General features: G+C 68.2%; 16 protein-coding genes. 4 read left to right on the forward strand and 12 right to left on the reverse strand.

Going from position 1 to position 17,289, the window contains the following annotated elements; translation table 11 throughout:
* Positions 1-124: 124 nt before the first annotated feature.
* From NCO8_RS20680 to mftA, 5 genes are all read right to left on the reverse strand, one after another.
* On the reverse strand, positions 125-1,495 hold the full coding sequence (locus tag NCO8_RS20680) for a GAF domain-containing protein (RefSeq protein ID WP_067485228.1): 1,371 nt from the start codon (positions 1,493-1,495) through the stop codon (positions 125-127).
* A 105-nt stretch (positions 1,496-1,600) separates the two neighbouring features.
* Positions 1,601-2,980, reverse strand: coding sequence for a mycofactocin dehydrogenase MftG (gene mftG / locus NCO8_RS20685; protein WP_067641830.1), 1,380 nt, complete (start codon positions 2,978-2,980; stop codon positions 1,601-1,603).
* Between the two features lie 10 nt (positions 2,981-2,990).
* Positions 2,991-4,388, reverse strand: coding sequence for a mycofactocin biosynthesis glycosyltransferase MftF (mftF, locus tag NCO8_RS20690; RefSeq protein WP_067641831.1), 1,398 nt, complete (start codon positions 4,386-4,388; stop codon positions 2,991-2,993).
* A 142-nt stretch (positions 4,389-4,530) separates the two neighbouring features.
* Positions 4,531-6,021, reverse strand: a complete 1,491-nt coding sequence (gene mftC, locus NCO8_RS20695; protein WP_084457342.1) for a mycofactocin radical SAM maturase — start codon at positions 6,019-6,021, stop codon at positions 4,531-4,533.
* A gap of 2 nt (positions 6,022-6,023) precedes the next feature.
* Positions 6,024-6,128, reverse strand: a complete 105-nt coding sequence (gene mftA, locus NCO8_RS20700; RefSeq protein ID WP_067641832.1) for a mycofactocin precursor MftA — start codon at positions 6,126-6,128, stop codon at positions 6,024-6,026.
* Positions 6,129-6,291: 163 nt separating this feature from the next.
* Between mftA and mftR2 the strand changes: the two genes are divergently transcribed.
* Positions 6,292-6,930, forward strand: coding sequence for a mycofactocin system transcriptional regulator MftR2 (gene mftR2, locus NCO8_RS20705; protein ID WP_067485219.1), 639 nt, complete (start codon positions 6,292-6,294; stop codon positions 6,928-6,930).
* Between the two features lie 37 nt (positions 6,931-6,967).
* Positions 6,968-8,023, forward strand: coding sequence for a ferredoxin--NADP reductase (locus NCO8_RS20710; protein WP_067641833.1), 1,056 nt, complete (start codon positions 6,968-6,970; stop codon positions 8,021-8,023).
* Here NCO8_RS20710 and NCO8_RS20715 read toward each other — a convergent pair.
* The 5 genes from NCO8_RS20715 to NCO8_RS20735 form a co-directional block, all read right to left on the reverse strand.
* Positions 8,020-8,760 carry a DNA alkylation repair protein gene (locus tag NCO8_RS20715; RefSeq protein WP_084457343.1) on the reverse strand — a complete coding sequence of 247 codons (741 nt, stop codon included), beginning with the start codon at positions 8,758-8,760 and terminating at the stop codon, positions 8,020-8,022. The two genes, NCO8_RS20710 and NCO8_RS20715, sit on opposite strands and share 4 nt — an antisense overlap.
* 150 nt (positions 8,761-8,910) lie before the next feature.
* Complete coding sequence (locus NCO8_RS20720) at positions 8,911-9,675, reverse strand: glutamate racemase (protein WP_067641834.1); 765 nt, start codon at positions 9,673-9,675, stop codon at positions 8,911-8,913.
* 41 nt (positions 9,676-9,716) lie between these two features.
* A complete protein-coding gene (locus tag NCO8_RS20725) occupies positions 9,717-9,926 on the reverse strand; it encodes a hypothetical protein (RefSeq protein WP_067641835.1) in 210 nt (69 codons plus the stop codon).
* Positions 9,927-10,034: 108 nt separating this feature from the next.
* The gene (locus NCO8_RS20730) at positions 10,035-11,231 is read right to left on the reverse strand and encodes an NAD(P)/FAD-dependent oxidoreductase (RefSeq protein ID WP_067641836.1); all 1,197 of its coding nucleotides are present in this window, start codon (positions 11,229-11,231) and stop codon (positions 10,035-10,037) included.
* A 121-nt stretch (positions 11,232-11,352) separates the two neighbouring features.
* Complete coding sequence (locus tag NCO8_RS20735) at positions 11,353-12,837, reverse strand: MFS transporter (RefSeq protein WP_067641837.1); 1,485 nt, start codon at positions 12,835-12,837, stop codon at positions 11,353-11,355.
* A 102-nt stretch (positions 12,838-12,939) separates the two neighbouring features.
* Between NCO8_RS20735 and NCO8_RS20740 the strand changes: the two genes are divergently transcribed.
* The gene (locus NCO8_RS20740) at positions 12,940-13,836 is read left to right on the forward strand and encodes a helix-turn-helix transcriptional regulator (RefSeq protein ID WP_067641838.1); all 897 of its coding nucleotides are present in this window, start codon (positions 12,940-12,942) and stop codon (positions 13,834-13,836) included.
* A gap of 27 nt (positions 13,837-13,863) precedes the next feature.
* On the opposite strand, the gene NCO8_RS20745 is transcribed toward NCO8_RS20740, so the two are convergent.
* On the reverse strand, positions 13,864-14,316 hold the full coding sequence (locus NCO8_RS20745) for a MarR family winged helix-turn-helix transcriptional regulator (protein WP_067641839.1): 453 nt from the start codon (positions 14,314-14,316) through the stop codon (positions 13,864-13,866).
* Positions 14,317-14,415: 99 nt separating this feature from the next.
* On the opposite strand from NCO8_RS20745, the gene NCO8_RS20750 reads away from it, so the two are divergent.
* Positions 14,416-14,943 (forward strand): nuclear transport factor 2 family protein, encoded by a 528-nt coding sequence (locus NCO8_RS20750; protein WP_067641840.1) that lies wholly within the window; start codon positions 14,416-14,418, stop codon positions 14,941-14,943.
* A 37-nt stretch (positions 14,944-14,980) separates the two neighbouring features.
* Here NCO8_RS20750 and fusA read toward each other — a convergent pair whose 3' ends face one another.
* The gene (fusA, locus tag NCO8_RS20755; RefSeq protein ID WP_067641841.1) at positions 14,981-17,059 is read right to left on the reverse strand and encodes an elongation factor G; all 2,079 of its coding nucleotides are present in this window, start codon (positions 17,057-17,059) and stop codon (positions 14,981-14,983) included.
* Between the last annotated feature and the right edge of the window lie 230 nt (positions 17,060-17,289).

Below are 17,289 nucleotides of genomic sequence, written 5' to 3' on the forward strand. Positions count from 1 at the left end.
TTCCGATAAAAAAGTCAGACGGGCGTCCAGTCGGTTTCCGGAGCTGGGCACGACCTGGCCATGAGTGTGTGCTCCAACACATCGGCTACAGATATGTGAGCTAGCACACTTTCAGAACGGGAGACTAGGAGCCGAAACGTTGCATCTGCGTTGCATCGGCACCGAGGCGCCGATCGAGCACCCGAATCTTGGCTTCGATCTGCGCATACAGGGGTGAATCGCGATCGACGGTCGCCCGATAGGCAGCCCAGGCTGCGGCATCGTCGCGCCCTTCCTGACACGCGGTCCACCGGCGCAGCACGGCCGGGTCGGCCGAGGCGAGCACAGCGGTACGCAACCGCACCCGCAACTCGTCGCGGAGGTCGCAGATGCCCGGCGCCGACGAACGCGGCAACACCGGACCGGCGTACAACCGTAATGCGGATTCGATATCACCGGAATCCAGCGCGGCCCGCAGCGCCTCCACATCGGTTGCGACATGCACCTGCAAACGGTATGGGCGCGAGGCGACCACCGTCGCGCCGACCACCGCGCGCAATCGCGACATGGCGGCGCGGATCGTGCCGTTGTCCAGATCGGTGTCGTCGAGCAGCAGCGCGAGATGATCCGAACCGAGGCCCTCGGGATGCTCGGTGAGCAACAGCAGGATCTCGGCATGACGTTGCGACAGCGGTACCCGCTCCCCCGCCACGCTCAAGTGCGGTTGCCCGAGTCCGAGCACATCGAGCGCCAGCCTGGCCTGTTCGGGTTCGGCCGCCGGGTCGCTTCCGCGCACCGAGCCGGTTTCGCCTCGGCCCGCCCGCATGGCTCGCAGCACCAGATCCATCTCGGCAGCGGTGGCGGCGGCCTTGACCAGAGCGAGGATTTCCGGCTTGGCCACCCGCATCCCGCCGGCAATCATCAGCACCCCGACGAGCCTGCCGTCCGGCTCGTGTACGGGCGCCGCCGCACCGGTGATCTGGTGCATGCGGTGCAGGAAGTGCTCGGGCCCGTGGATCCAGGTGGCCCGGCCGGTGCGCACGACGAGGCCGACGGCATTGGTACCGATACGCCGCTCGCTGAGGTCGTCGCCTTCGCGCAGACCGATCTCGGCAGCCGCGGCGACCTGGTCGGGATGACCGTGCACGCAGAGCACCCGCCCGAACTGGTCGGCGACGGTGACGATGAGCCCCGCCCGCGCCGCGTCCTGGACCAGCAGTTTGTCGATCAACGGCATGAGGGCGGCGATAGGGTGGGCATCGCGATACCGCACCAGGTCGGCGCCGCGCAGACCGCGGCCGTCGACCATATCGGTGGGATCGATCCCACCGCGTACGCTGCGTAACCAGGACTCGAGAACGAGCGGACGCAACAGACCGGCCAGCTGGGTCAGCTGTTCACCACCGGCACTGAGAAAACCATGGGCCTGTGCGGCATAGGCTTCCAGAGCACCGAGCTGCGCGCCCGCCTCCGTAGCCTGCCGTGGGGGCCGCCCACCTGCAAGATTGCTGACCATTTGCCTTTCTTTCCCGCTACAAACTGTACCGGGCAGTTATCGGGCCAAACGCCAGAAGTGCGGGTTTGTCCCGCAGGTCACATTGTGCTAGCAGATGTCACTCCGTCACACCGCGTAGCACGCCGCTATGGCTGCGGCGAGCGTCACTACCGTGGCCTGCGGACCCCGCGTCAGCGGCACCGGGACGACCGAAAGGTCGGCAATACTCAATCCTTCGATTCCGTGCACGCGCCCGAGCTCGTCGACGACCGATTGCTCATCGTTCGCCGGACCCATCCGGCAGGTACCGGACAGATGCTGGGACGTCCCACTATTGGCACGTAGCCAGTGGTCGTCGACGGGGCCGAACCCCAGGTCGAACAGTTCGCACGCCAGCTCGACGCCCGCGCGCAGGTTTGCCCGGTCCGCCGCGGTGAGCAGCCGGCTCTGATCGATGTGGGCGGGCACGGTGGGGTCGGCCGAACGCAATGTCAGTTCGGCGGCGCCGGTCGGCCGCATGTGCGCCACCCCGAGCCTGCGCAGACCAGGTGTGAACACAGGTGTGTACGGGCGGAATTCGAGGTCGTCGTGTTCGAGCACGTATTCGAGGGCGACGGTCGACGTGGCCGGTTCGGGGCCGGGAAACTCGACGCCGATCTCGGGGTGGTCGGTGCACCACGCTCCGACGGGGGCGGGCCGGACCACCGGAATGCCGAGTGCGCGCAGCTGCCGCTCGGGTCCGATGCCCGAGCGCAGCAGCAGCGCGGCCGATTCCACGGCGCCCGCGCAGAGCACGATCCGGTCGGCGTCGGTGCGTCCGTGTTCGTGGCCGCGCACCCATTCCACACCGACGGCCCGGCTGCCGGTCATGACCAGGCGCGTTACCGTCGTTTCCCCGACGACGGTGAGGTTGGGCCGGTCGAGGACCGGATAGAGATGGGTGATGGCCGGTCCGGCGCGCCGGTTTCCCGAGATCGCGAGCGGTACCCGCCCGAAGCCGTCCGGTGCGTCGAGTGCGTTGAGGTCGGCGACCTCGCGCAATCCGGCTGCCGCGCATCGTTCGGCGAATTCGGCGCTGAACGGAGTGGGATCGGTAGTCCGGACAACCGGGATCGGGCCGTCGGTGCCGTGGCCGGGGTCGGTGCCGTGATCCAGGTCGTTCTCCAGGCCCCGGAAGAACGGCAGCAGCGCGTCGAAGGTCCATCGCTCGCTGTTCCAGTCCGTGAAGCCCGCGGCGGGCGGCCGGATGAAATAACTGCCGTTGATCGCTCCGGAACCGCCGATCAGCTTGCCACGCACCAGGTTTCCCGCGTAGCGCCAGAGCACCGCCGACTCCGGTCCGACCGGGAGATGGCCGGGGTCGAGCAGTTCGGCGGGAATGTCGGCCGTTGCGGGCCACACCTGGCCGGCCTCGAGCACCAGCACCGTGTGGGCCGGGTCGTCACTGAGCCGAGCCGCGAGCACACACCCCGCCGAACCGGCCCCGACTACCAGCGTGTTCGGCAACGCGGACAGCTCAGTTCGGCGGAACGTGCGGCTTCAGCGCCTCGAAGCTGCGTGCCCGGATGACGCCGAGCCACAGCCCGGTCCCGTACGCGACATCGTCGAGCCGCTTGTAGGCCACATAGCGCAGCGGATCGAGGCCACCGGAATCGCGGTGGGTGAACCAATCGGCCAGTCCGTCGGCCAGTGCCATGGTGACCGCGATCTTCCTGATCCGCTTCGACGCGAGCACCGCCAACAGCGTGACCGGCCAATAGTCACGACACATCGCCGAGGCCAATCGCCAGAGCCCGGCGAAGAATCCGCGCGCCAGGTACACCGCCGCGATGCGGGTGGGATTGTCGAGTTCGGCGAACACCCGACGCATCCGGACCAGCGCCGTCGCCAGGGTGACCAGCCCGCCGAGCAGCCCCCATTTCGACAGGGTGGCGAACAGGATCGCGGCGAGCACCGTCCACTTCGGCACGCTCAGCGGCGAGACCATCTCCCCGTGCCGCTTGCCGAGCGGCGCGGCGCCCGTGCCGTAGAACAGCTTTCGCGTGAACCAGGCCCGGAACTCGACCCGGTGGTCGTGGGCGACGTGGGCGGCCGGTTCGTAGCGCAGCCGCCAGCCCGCCCGCTCGAGCCGCCAGCACAGGTCGACATCCTCGGCCACCTGCATGGATTCGTCGAACCCGCCCTCGCCGAGCAGTGCCGCGCGCCGGGCGAGCAGCGCCGCGCTCGGCACGTACGACACGATGCCGCGTGCGTGCACCGCGGCCTCGCGCCTGCCCAGATCCAGCGAGGAGCGGGTGTGTTCGTAGCGGGCCAGCGCGTTGGACTCCGAATCCAGGGCGATGATGCGCGGGGCGACCAGCGCCACCTGCGGATCGCTGAAATGCCCGAGCATCACCTCGAGCCAGCCGCTGCGCGGCACCACATCGGAGTCGAGGAACGCGACGAAACCCGTTGACGCCGCCCGCAACCCGGCATTTCGGGCGGCGGCCGGGCCGAGTGGGCGCTCGTGACGCAGCACCGTCACCTGCCCGCGCCCCGGCCGGGGTGGGATGCGCACCGGTTCGTCGGAACCGTCGTCGACGACGATCACATTGTGACCGCGCAGCGAGCCGAGCAGCCGCACGAGTCCGTCGGCGTTGTTGTAGAGCGGGACGACGACGGTGACGTCGTCGGGTGAGGGCAGCAGCCGGGGTCGCGGGTTGGCGACCCCGGAGTCGAGGAGTCTGCGGGCGACGATCGCGGACTTGGTATCGGTGACCTCGAGGTACCCGTCGCCGATCAATTCGGCGGCCTCGGGTGCCAGGCGCAGCATCCGTGCGGGCGATCCGCCGATCAGGATCCGACCCCCGGAAAATGCGCGTACCCGTGGATCGATCCGTACCCCGAAGCCGTCGGGCAGACGATCATGGCGCATTCCTCGCATGCTATTCGCACTTGGCCCGCCAAACATCATCACCCCAGAAAAAAGGAAGAAACTCCGCTCGAAATGCCGCTCCGACCGCTTGGATGACGTGTCGAGCAAGATCGGCAGCGCACCGCTGGCAACCGCGACGCGACTACCCGAGCGGACTCTCGTTGCACGCCTTGGCCGGTGGCTGACGCACGGTCAGCGGCAGCGACACCCGGGTGCGGGCGCGCACCGGCCGCGAGTGGTCCACCGCCGGGCGCGGAACGACGCGGCCCGGTGCCGACAAGGCCGCCTCCCCGTACCCCTGCACACACTCCGGGTCGGGTCCGTTGGCGGGCAGACCGGTGAAGAATTTGGCGGCCATGCATCCGCCGCGGCAGGCGTCGTAGTGGCTGCACTTGGTGCAGGCGCCGCCGTCGACCGGCTCGCGCAGTTCGGCGAACAGTTCGGCATTGGTCCACACACCGTCGAAACCGCCGTCGGTGAGGATGTTTCCGGCCTTGAACCGGTCGTGGATGGCGAACGGGCAGGCGTAGACGTCACCGACCGGGTCGACCAGGCACACCACCCGGCCCGCACCGCACATGTTCAGGCCGGGCAGGGCCGAACCGAAGGCCGACAGGTGGAAGAAGGAGTCACCGGTGAGCACGCCCTCGCCGTTGCGCACGAGCCAGTCGTAGAGCTCGCGCTGCTGTTCTGGCAGCGGGTGCAGCTCGTCCCAGACGTCGGCGCCGCGGCCCGACGGGCGCAGGCGGGTCAGGCGAAGGGTGGCGCCGTACCGGTCGGCGATGGCCTTGAATTCGTCGAGCTGGGCGATGTTGTGGCGGGTCGCGACCACCGACAGCTTGGCGTCACGGAAGCCCGCGTCGGCCAGGTTCGACAACGCCTTGATGGCGGTGTCGTAGGAGCCGGGACCGCGCACGGCGTCATTGACCTCGGCGGTGGCGCCGTCGAGGGAGATCTGCACGTCGACGTAGTCGCTGGCGGCCAGCCGAGCGGCGACCTGCTGGTTGATCCGTACCCCGTTGGTGGAGAACTTGACCCCCACGTGGTGGGCGGTGGCGTAGTCGACGAGTTCCCAGAAGTCCGGGCGCACGGTCGGTTCACCGCCACCGATGTTGACGTAGAAGATCTGCATGCGCTCGAACTCGTCGATCAGCGCCTTGCACTGCTCGGTGCTCAGCTCGTTCGGGTCGCGGCGACCCGACGACGACAGGCAGTGCACGCACGACAGGTTGCACGCGTACGTCAGCTCCCAGGTGAGACAGATCGGCGCGGCCAGACCGGACTCGAAACGGTCGATCAGCCGTCCGCCCTGCGGGGCGCCGACCGGGGCAGGCGGGCTCGGTTCCACCGGCGTGACCGGGCCCGGCGCGGGCACGATCATGTCGGTGCGGGCCAGCTGGTCGAGCGCCTCGACATATGCCGTCGACGCGCTGAAGCCCTTGGCGTGCAGCGCTTCCCGCACGGAATGGTGTGCGGGCAGCGACCGGACCACGTCGACCAGCTCGCGGCTCTTGAGGAACGAGAGCTTGCGGGTGCCGAAGTGGTACAGCAGCGCACCGAAGGACTCCGGACGCAAGGAGACCCGGGGATGCAGCGCCCATCGGGCATCGAGATCGAGCACGCCTGCCGCCATGGTCAGTACACGCCGCACATGCCGTCGATGCTGACCTCTTCGATCAGCGTCTCGGCGATCAGGTCCTCGCCGGTGTCCTCGTTCGCGGGTGCCGGGTTCTCGGCCATGACTACCTCCCATGTGTTGACGGTCACTCGCGACTTTAACGTCAGTCACTGCCATAAAGGCGGGATTCGGAAAAACTCACTGGACGGGCCACGACATCTAGACTTCCGGGAGCAGGACGGAAGGGGCCCGAGAGCCCAGCGGCAGTAGAGGTGAGGCAGAGGCTTGCGTAACCACGGTGGGGTCGGCAGCGGCGCGAATTCGACACTCTCGGAAGCGGAGATCGTCGAGGCGGCGCTGCGCGTAGTACGCGAGGACGGCGTGGAGAAGCTGTCCATGCGCAGGCTCTCGCGTGAGCTCGGGGTGTCGCCGATGGCGCCCTACTACTACGTCGCCGACAAGCGCGAACTCCTCGACCTGGTCGCCAGCGCGGCGCTGGTCGGCGTGCGCAAGCCGCCGCGCGAGTCCGGCCCGTGGCAGGTACGCCTGCGCGATCTGATCGATCAGATAGACGATAAACTGCGCAGGCATCCCGGCCTGGGCGACATCCTGCTCGAGCAGATGCTCGGCAAGCAGCTCGACCTGATCGAAGCGGTGATGGAGATCCTGTTCGACGCGGGATTCTCCGATCGCAACGTGCTGGCCGCCTACGCGACCATTCACACCTACCTGTTCGGCCGCAGCAGGGTGAATCCGCGCGACCGCTCCGCCCCCGCGGACGTGCTGCTGCCCGAAGCGGTGGCCCGTGCCACGAAGTACATGTCCGACCTGCGCGGCAAGTACTCCTACGACTTCGGGATGGAGGTGCTCGTGGCCGGGCTCGAGGCGCAGCTTGCCCTGCAGGCGCGTCCGGACTTAGCATGAAACTGAAACACGTTCTAGTTTTGCCCGAGAGGACGACATGACCACAGTCGAGGTTCCGCACGGCTCGCGCTCGGTGGTACTGCGGGTCGCCGCAGTCATCGCCGAAACGACCGACACCCGCTCCGTGGTCTTCGAGGTGCCCGACGAGCTGCGCGAACGGTTCGCCTACCAGCCCGGGCAGTTCCTCACCCTGCGCATCCCCAGCGAGCTCACCGGCTCGGTGGCCCGCTGCTACTCGCTGGCCAGCTCGCCGTTCACCGACGACCTACCCAAGGTGACCGTGAAGCGCACCCAGGGCGGCTACGGCTCGAACTGGCTGTGCGACAACATCAGCGCCGGCGACGAGCTGGAAGTACTTCCGCCGTCGGGCGTGTTCACCCCCCGCGACCTCGACACCGATCTGCTGCTGTTCGCGGCGGGCAGCGGCATCACCCCGGTCATCTCCATCTTGAAGTCGGCGCTCGCCCAGGGCAGCGGCAAGATCGTGCTGGTTTACGCCAACCGCGACGCCGGCTCGGTGATCTTCGCCGACGAGCTGCGCGAACTGGTCGGCAAGTTCCCGCAGCGGCTCAGTGTCATCCACTGGCTCGAACCGCTGCTCGGCCTGCCGACCGCCGACATGCTCGCCCGCCTGGTGAGCCCCTACACCGCCTACGAGGCGTTCATGTGCGGGCCGAAACCGTTCATGGACCTCGTGCACACCGCGCTCGCCTCGCTCGACGTGCCGCGCAGCCGCACCCACGCCGAGATCTTCAACTCGCTGGCCGGTGACCCGTTCGCCGACCACGCGCCCGCCGAGGTGTCCGAGGAAGAGGCCGCCGACGCCGCGACCGTCGAGGTGGAGCTCGACGGGCAGGTCCACGAGCTGAGCTGGCCGCGCAAGCAGACGCTGGTCGACATCATGCTCGACAAGGGCCTCGACGTGCCGTACTCCTGCCAGGAAGGCGAATGCGGGTCCTGTGCCTGCACGGTGTTGGAAGGCAAAGTGGAGATGGAGAATTCGGAGATCCTCGACCCCGAGGACATCGAGAACGGCTACATCCTCGGCTGCCAGGCCCGGCCGGTGACCGACCACCTGAAAATCCAGTTCTAACGCATCGCCCGATACGCGGCGCGCTGTTCCTTGTCGAGGTGTTCGGTCGCGTAACTCAATGCGGTGCGGCCCATTTCGCGCGCGTTGGCATCGAGGAAGCCGGTGAGTAGCGCGGGGTCGACCTTCTTGCCGACCTCGCGCAGCATCCACCCGAGGGCCTTCTGGATCAGGTCGCGGTGATCGTCGAGCAGCTCCTCGGCCAGGGCCAGGGTGGTGCTCGCGTCGCCCGCGCGGATGAAGGCGAAGGTCGACAGCAGCGCGACTCTGCGCTCCCAGAGCGAATCCTGGTGTGCCAGTTCGAAAAGCAGGGTGCGGTCTTTGTCGAGCAGCCAGGCGCCGAGGATGTATTCGGCCGACGAGTCGACCAGATCCCAGTTGTTCACCCGGCCCCGGCACACGGCGGCCAGGTAGCGGTCGACTATCTCCTCGCGCGCCTTGTCGTCACGGGTGCGTGGTTTCGACGCGGTGGCGAACTTCGCGCCGAGGACGAACAGGGCGACCAGTCGTTCCTCATGGACCGGGCTGTCGAGGAGTTCGTCGACCTGGTCGAGCGGCAGCGCCGTGAATCCTTTGGCGACCCTCCGGCTGACAGGCACGCGGACGCCGAGGAACACATCACCGTCGCCGTATTCACCGGGGCCGGTTTTGAAGAAGCGTTGCAGGTGTTGCGCGTCGGCCGGGTCGGCGTGTTCGGCGAGCGCGGCGCGTACGTCGCCGGCGGTGGGAGCCTCGGTCACAACGCACCTCCAGGGTCGGTTATGCGCATTCAACACCACAGGACCGACAGAATTCGCGAGACTTCGGCGCGGGTCGATATGGGGCGGCAGCGGTTCGCGCCGTCGCGCAGTGCCACCCTGTCCGGTCACCGCACCACCCGGACCTGAACGTCAGAGGCTGACGGCGCCCAGCAGGCGGCCCGACTCGAAAGTCGCTGCGCTGGTAGGCAATTCCCCCGGTTCACCGCTGGTGCGGACGATGACTGTTCCGGTGCCGGTGGTCGGCCTGCCGAGTTCGTCCATTTTGCGGACGGTCTGGGCGGCAACGGCTTGGGCGCTGTCGAAGAGGCGGACACCGTCCGGCAATGCGGCGACGATGGCGTCGACGACCAGCGGGTAGTGAGTGCAGCCCAGGACCACGCCCTCCACGTCGGCGGGGGTGCGGGCCGCGGCGGCGGCGATGGAGGCGTTGATCGCGGGCACGTCACCTCGGTCGATGGCGTCGGCCAAGCCGTGGCAAGCCACCCCCACGACCTTCGCATCGCCACCGAAGCGGGCGATGAGGTCGGCCTGGTACCGGCTGGCCGTGGTCGCCGCCGTCGCCCAGACTGCGACCGAACGACATTGCGCCGCAGCGGGTTTGATCGCCGGAACCGTGCCGATCACCGGCACCGACTCCCCCACCTCCGCGCGCACCTGAGCCAACGCCGTCACACTCGCCGTATTGCACGGCAGCACGATCACCTCGGCCCCCAGCGCCAGCGCCTGCCGCGCCGTCGCCAGCACCCGCTCGACCACCCACTGTTCCGGCTTGGGCCCCCACGGCGCGCCCTCGGGATCGAGCAGCAGCAGCAGATCCACATCGGGTCGCAGTTTGCGCAGCCACGCGGCCGTCGGCAACAAGCCGAGACCCGAATCGATAAGCGCGACGATCACGGGTCCACCGTATTACAGGCCCGCGAAGCCCCCCGTCCCGCCTACAGCAACTCGACCTCGTCGAACCCGACGGTCATCCGATGCCGATCCTCCCGCAGCACCCCACCCTCCCGGTGCGTGGTGCCAACGGCGAACTCCAGCCCCAGCGTCGACCGCCGGGTGTCGACGGACTGGACGACAGCACAGATCCCACCGAACGGACCGTGCGAAAAGACGACCACGTCGCCGGGTGCGTACTCAGAAATCCCCACGGCGCCTGAGTAATCCGATTCGCGTGCCGGAACCCGAGTCATTTGCCTGCGCTAGGCGGCACCGCCAATGAGCCGTGCCCCACCGGCAGTCCGCCACACGCCTCAGGATCAGGACGTCGCAGCCAGGAGATCGGCCACCGGTGTGGGCGCGGCCAGTTTCGCACGCAACTTCATCACCTGGGCCGTCATCCCCGCACCGAGAACAGCGGTGAGAATCCCGTCCCTGGAGTAGTAGGCGAGAAACTTGTGCCCGTCCTCGGACACGACAGTGACCTCGTCAGCCGGATCAGGCGTACCGAGTGCCTGAATCTTGACGTCGTACTGATCACTCCAGAAGTACGGCACCCGCGCAGCCGTAGGCGCCGCACCCCCGAGCAGCGCGGTAACCACCAGCTTCGCCTGCTCCCCCGCACTGGTCCAATGCTCGACCCGCTTGCGAATGTCACCGTAACGCCAGGCAGCCACATCACCGACCGCCCAGACACCCTCAGCGGACGTACGACCCAACTCGTCGGCAAGCACACCCCCGCCCGCCGTCGGGTCGGCCAGTTCGATACCGGAACCGGCCAGCCAGTCGGTGGCGGGCACAGACCCGATTCCGATGACCACCAGATCGGCATCGATATCGGAACCGTCGCTGAGCAGCGCGCCGCGCACGTGCCCGTCGACATCCACCCGAAGCGTGTCGACGCCGACGCCACAGTGCAGGTCGACCCCGTGGTCGCGGTGCATACGCGCCACGTACCCACCGATCTGCTCGCCGAGTACCGACGCGAGCGGGGCAGGCTGCGGTTCGACGAGGGTCACGTCCTTGCCCGCGGCGCGGAAGCTCGCGGCCAGTTCGCAGCCGATGAATCCGGCGCCGACGATGAGGGCGCGCTGGGCGGCGGCCAGGTCGGTGCGCAGGGATTCGGCGTCGTCGTGGGCGCGCAGTACGTGGACGCCCGTCACCTCCTCCACCCCGGGCAGGCGGCGGGGGCGCAGGCCCGTGGCGATGACGAGCTGGTCGTAGGCGATGGTGTCACCGTCGGCGAGGGTGAGGGTGCGCGCGGCGGTGTCGACTCGGGCGACAGCGGTGCCGAGGCGCAGCTCGATGTTCTTCTCGGTGAAGAACTCCGGCGGGCGCAGGGTGGTGTCGTCGGTCTCGCCACGCACGAACTGCTTGGACAGCGGTGGGCGATCGTACGGTGGCCGCGCCTCGTCCCCGACGAGCAGCACACCCCCTTCGTACCCGGCTCGGCGTAATTCCTCGGCGGTGCGCAGGCCGGCCAGGCCCGCTCCGACGATGACGATCGGCGCGCTCATATATTTCGTCCTTCCCTCTCGCTTGTTTGTACCAGTGCGCCGGTCGGGAGTGTGGTTCACGTCGCATTCGGGCAGCGATGTGATGCCACAGGCAATCGGAGGGTCGCCGATGGTTGCTTCGTCAGAGACCCACCGGAGTGGGTTCCGTGCTCTCCACATTCACTGGACGCGAGCGCAGAACGCGCAGCGCGACCAGCCCGAGGAGCGCGTGCAGCACGGCGGCGGCCGCGGCGACTACGTGTAGCCCGTCGACGAACGCCGATCGCGCGTTGGCGGCGGCGGCTGGAAGCAGGTCGGGTAGGTCGAGGGTTGCGCCGAGGGTGGGTGCCAGGTCCGGCCCACCGATGCGGAAGACGAGCGCGGCCAGGGAACCGAACAGGGCGATACCGAGAGCATTGCCGAGCTCGTTGCCGGTTTCGGCGAGCGCGGCCGCCGACCCCGCGCGTTCGGCCGGGACCGCCGCGACCGCGATATCGGCGACCACACTGAAGGAGATGCCGTAACCGATGCCCGCTACGGCCGTGGCCGCGATATACCAGCCCGCGCCGGTGCTCGTGCCGGTCGGCAGCAACAGCAGCAAACCCGCGACGATGGTGAAATGCGCGGTGACGAGCGCGGCCGACCGGCCGATCCGGGCGGCGATCGCCGGGGTGACGACGGCGGTGACGGTGAGGACCACGGCCCCGGGCACCGCGAGCAGCGCGGCATCGGTGACGGTGAGGTCGAGTACGGACTGCAGATAGATGCCGCCGAGATAGGCGGTGGCCGACCACGCCGCCAGCGGCAGGAAGCCGGTGACGATCGCGATCGTGAACACGCGATTGCGGAACAACGCGAAGTCGATCAGCGGGTTCGCGATCTGCCCCTGCCTGCGCCCGAACCAGCCGAGCAGCACCGCACCCACCAAGCCCGCGCCCGTAGCCGTAGCGGAAATACCTTCTGCCGCAGTGTGTTTCACGGCGTACATGGCGAGCAACAGACCCGCCGCCGAGGTAGCGACGCTCGCCACGTCGATACGGCCGGCCACCGTGGCCCGCACTTCCCCGAGCAGGATCGGCGCGAACATCAGGAACAACAGCACAACCGGCACATTGATCAACAGGACCGAACCCCACCAGAACCGGCTCAGCAGCTGACCCGCGACGGTCGGTCCGATCGCGAATCCGGCGGCGAACGTGGCCGCGAAAATACCGATGGCCTGTGCGCGGCGCCTCGGGTCGGTAAACAGGGTGCCGAGCACGGCCAGCGCCGACGGCAACAGCGTCGCCCCGGCCACACCCATCAGCACGCGGAACGCGATCAGCGATTCGGGGCTGGTGGCGAAGGCCGCGCCCACCGAGCCGAGACCGAACATCGCGGCACCGATCAGCAGGAGCCGTTTGCGCCCGTAGCGGTCGCCGATGGTGCCGAAGGCGATGAGCAGGGAGCCGACGGCGAAGCCGTAACTGTCCAGGATCCACAGGCTCTGATCGGCGGACGGAGACAGTGCGCCGGTGATCGCGGGCATCGCCAGGAACAGCACCGAACCGTCCATCGCGACGAGCAGAACCGGACCGAGGACCACCAGCAGGCCCAACCAGGCCCGCACCGGAGAAGCATTGTTCATGTCACCGAATCTGGGCCCTGGCGTGCACGGCAACCAGACCCGGCGATGGGTACACCCGGCAGGGATACCCACGAGCGCGCCGGGCTCCCTACGATCGGGAACATGGAGCTGGAAAGCCTCGGCGTATTCCTCAAAACCCGCCGCGACCGCATCACCCCAGCCGACCTCGAGCTGCGCACCTACGGCGCGACCCGCCGGGTACCCGGGCTGCGCCGCGAAGAACTCGCGCAGCTGGCGGGAGTGAGCGCCGGCTACTACACCCGGCTCGAACAAGATCAGGCCGGAACGGCGTCGCCGCAGGTCATCGATGCCCTCGCGCGGGTACTGCGGCTCGATGCCGCCGAAACCGCACACCTGCACAACCTGGCCGGACGACCGACCACACCACGACTCACCCGCGACGAACCCGAACGCGCCCACCCCCGCGTCCTCGCCCTACTCGACGCGCTCGGCGACACCATGCCCGCCCTCGTCCTCGGCAGGCGCGGCGACGTGCTCGCCTGGAACCACAGCGGACACGCACTCTTCGCCGAACACCTCGACTTCGCCGCCCCCGCCGACCCGGCCGAGCGCCCCTCGATCCCGCGCCAATTCTTCCTCGATCCGCTCACCAGGGACCTGCATCGCAACTGGGACGAACTCGCCCGCATTCACGTCGGTTACCTGCGGCTCACGGCGGGCCGCTACCCCACCGACGCACGTCTGGCCGAACTGATCGGCGAATTGACCATGCGCAGTACGGAATTCGCGACACTGTGGGCCGAGGGCGAAGTCGCCGACTGCACCGTCGGCACGATGCGACTACAGCATCCGACGGTCGGCAGCGTGGATGTGGACTATCAGGTGTGGTTGCAGCCCGACAGCCCCGACCACCGGCTCGAGGTCTACACCGCCCGCAACGAGGCCTCCGCCGACGCCTTGCATCTGCTGCGCGGGGCGCCGGCCGAGCGTCGGCCCACGACACCGGAAGACCAGGCCTTCACGGGCGAGCACCGCTGATCGAATAGCACCCTCGCCGGGCGAGCTTCACCGCCCCGCGTGGTCGTCCAGCACGCGGCTGAGCAGACCGACGAGCTGGTCGCGTTCGCCCTCGGACAGCGCGCCGAGTAGTTCCTGCTGGGCGGCGCGGAGCTTGCCGTCGAGGTCGGCCAGGTGCGAGTCGCCAGGCTCGGTGATCGTGACGATATTGCGGCGCCGGTCTTCGGGGTCGGGGGCGCGGTCGACGAAGCCGCGCCCGGCCAGGTCGTTGAGCGCACCGACGATATCGCTGCGGTCGATGCCGGTGCGCCTGCCCAGCTCGGCCTGGCTGGCGGGACCGAACTCGGCCAGTGTGGCCAGCAGCGCGAAGTGATGCCTGCGCGAGCCGGTGTCGGCGAGGGCGCGTTCGACAGCCCGGTCGGCCAGCACCGCGACCTGGGTGAGCAGTCGAGTCGGCATCCCCCGCAGCTTCGCCGCCGCCTGCGCTCCCTTCTGTTCCATGACCTCATCGTATCAAGCACTTGTTGGTCATACCCACGAATGTTATCGTTGGCCGCACCTACATTGGTGATACCAACAATCAAGCCGAAGGCTGGGATCATGACCGAAATCCGTTACCTCCTGCCGATCCTCGCGCTGCCGACCGCGCTGCTCGCCACCGCCTGCACCGACTCCACCGACTCCACCGAGCAACGACTGCGTGAGCTGGAAGACCGCAACGAGATCCACGCCCTCGTCGACAATCTCGCCGCAGCACTGGAAGAAGGACGATTCGACGCCTTCGCCACCATCTATACCCCCGACGTGACCGCAAAATCGCCCGGCGGGGAGGCCGCTGGGCTCGACAAGGTCATCGCACTCGCCGGCCGCAACCACTCCGACCAGCAGCGCTCGCCGCACTACATCAGCAATGTGCGCATCGAGCTCGCGGGCGATCGGGCCCAGGTCCGGGCGAACTCGCTGTTCGCGTTCGTTCCCAGCGCACCGACCCCCGGCCGGGTGGCCCCCGAACCGTTCTACGCCGGTGGCGGCACCTACCGATTCGATGCCGTGCGCACGCCCGACGGATGGCGCTTCGCCCGCGTGGAAACCGCGCCCCTGTGGACGGTCGGCACCCTGGCGCCCTGAGTCGGTGGCGCCTGAGGAGACGCCACCGACATCCTGGTCAGCTGCCCGCGATGATCGACTTCGCGACCTCGGGTGGGACCGGGGCGTAGGAGTCGAACGTCATCGAGAAGTTCGCTCGGCCACGGGTTTTCGAGCGAAGATCGCCGATGTAGCCGAACATCTCCGACAGCGGGGTCAGCGCGCGGACGACGTGGGCGCCGCCGCGCTCGGCCAGCTCGGTGATCCGGCCACGCCGGGTGTTCAGATCACCGATCACCTCGCCGACGTACTGCTCGGGCGTGACGACCTCCACGGCCATCATGGGTTCGAGCAGCACCGGCTTCGCGCGCGCCACCGCCGCGCGCACCGCTGCCGCACCGGCCAGCCGGAACGCCAGATCCGAGGAATCCTGCACGTGGGCGGCGCCGTCGAGCAGCGTCACCAGCACGTTCACCAGGGGGAAGCCGGCGAGTGGGCCAACCGCGAGCGCGTCTTGCGCGCCCGCGTCGACCGCGGGGATGTACTCCCTCGGCACCCGCCCACCGGTGACCTGGTTGCGGAATTCGTAGACGGCGCCGTCGTCGGCCACGTGCGGGGCCAGCGCGATCGCCACCTTCGCGTACTGCCCGCGTCCACCCACCTGTTTGCGGTGGGTGTGCTCGAGCAGGTCGACGGGAGCGGTGACGGTCTCGCGGTAGGCCACCCGTGGTTCGCCGATGGTCGCGTCCACCCGGAACTGTCGTTTCAGCCGGTCGACCAGGATTTCCAGATGCAGCTCGCCCATGCCGCCGATCACCGTCTGTCCGGTTTCGGCGTCGACGTGCACGGTGAACGTCGGGTCCTCGTCGGCCAGGCGGGCCAGGGCGGTGCCGAGCTTGTCCTGGTCGGCGCGAGTCCTCGGTTCGATCGAGACCGACAGGACCGGGTCCGGGAAGGTCATCGACTCCAGCACGATCGGGTCGTGCCGATCGCACAGGGTGTCGCCGGTGCCGGTGGCTTTGAGGCCGATCACGGCACAGATCTGACCCGCCCGCACCCGATCGATCGCGATCTCGGTGCTCGCGTGCATCTGGAACAGTTTGCCCAGGCGCTCCTTTCGTCCGTTCGTCGAATTCAGCACGGTGGCACCGGGTTCGGCGGTGCCGGAGTACACGCGCAGGTACACCAGCGTCCCGAAGAACGGGTGCGCCGCGACCTTGAACGCCAGGGCCGCGAACGGCTCGGCGATATCGGGAGCGCGGTGCACGTGTGTTCCTTCCATCGAGAAGCCGTGCACAGCAACGACATCCACCGGCGACGGCAGGTAGTCGACGATGGAGTCCAGCAGCGGTTGCACGCCGATATTGGCCAGCGCCGAACCGCACAGCACCGGGTAGGCCGTGGCGTCGAGCGTCATCCGCCGGATCGCGGCTTTGAGGACGTCGACGGCGATCGGCTTGCCGGACAGGTAGCTTTCCAGCACGTCGTCGTCGGCTTCGGCGACCGTCGCCAGCAGTGCTTCTCGATGCTGGATCGCCTTGGCCCGCAGCTGTTCCGGTATCTCGACGGTCTCGTAGCGGACACCGTTTCCGGTGTCGCCGCGCCACCGCTTCGCGGTCATGTCGACCAGGTCGATCACGCCCTCGAAGTCACGTTCGGCACCGATCGGCAGCTGGATCACCAACGGGCGCACACCGAGTCGTTCCGCGATGGTCCGCACGGTGAAGGCGAAATCCGCACCGAGCTTGTCCATCTTGTTCACGAAACAGATCCGCGGCACACCGTAGGTGTCGGCCTGACGCCACACCTGCTCCGACTGCGCCTCCACACCCTCCTTGGCGTCGAACACCGCGACCGCGCCGTCGAGCACCCGCAGCGTGCGCTCCACCTCGGCGGTGAAGTCGACATGGCCAGGGGTGTCGATGACGGTGATCTGGTGCTCGGCCCACTCGCAGGTGGTCGCCGCGGAGGTGATGGTGATGCCGTGCTCGCGCTCCTGCACCATGTGGTCCATCACGGCGGTACCGTCGTGCACCTCACCGAGAGTGCGAATCACGCCGGTATAGAACAGGATTCGTTCGGTGATCGTGGTCTTGCCCGCGTCGATGTGGGCGGCGATGCCGATATTGCGTAGGCGGGCGAGGTCGGTTCTGGTCATGGGAGGCTCCCGGCCGAGTCGGTTCAGAGATCGACGCTCGCCGGTGAGGCGCTCCGGGGGGACGGCACGGGCGTCGGGTCACGCGGCGTCGCCTCGGCGCCACACGGACCCGATGCGAACTAGAACCGCGACTGCGGACGTACCGTAAACATGGACTCTTTGTACGCGGCCCGGTCCGGGATTGTCGACAGGTTTTCCGCGCGGGCATAAACGCAGGTGCACATCGGTTC

The organism is Nocardia coubleae NBRC 108252, from assembly GCF_001612805.1.
GTDB classification, from domain to species: domain Bacteria; phylum Actinomycetota; class Actinomycetes; order Mycobacteriales; family Mycobacteriaceae; genus Nocardia; species Nocardia coubleae.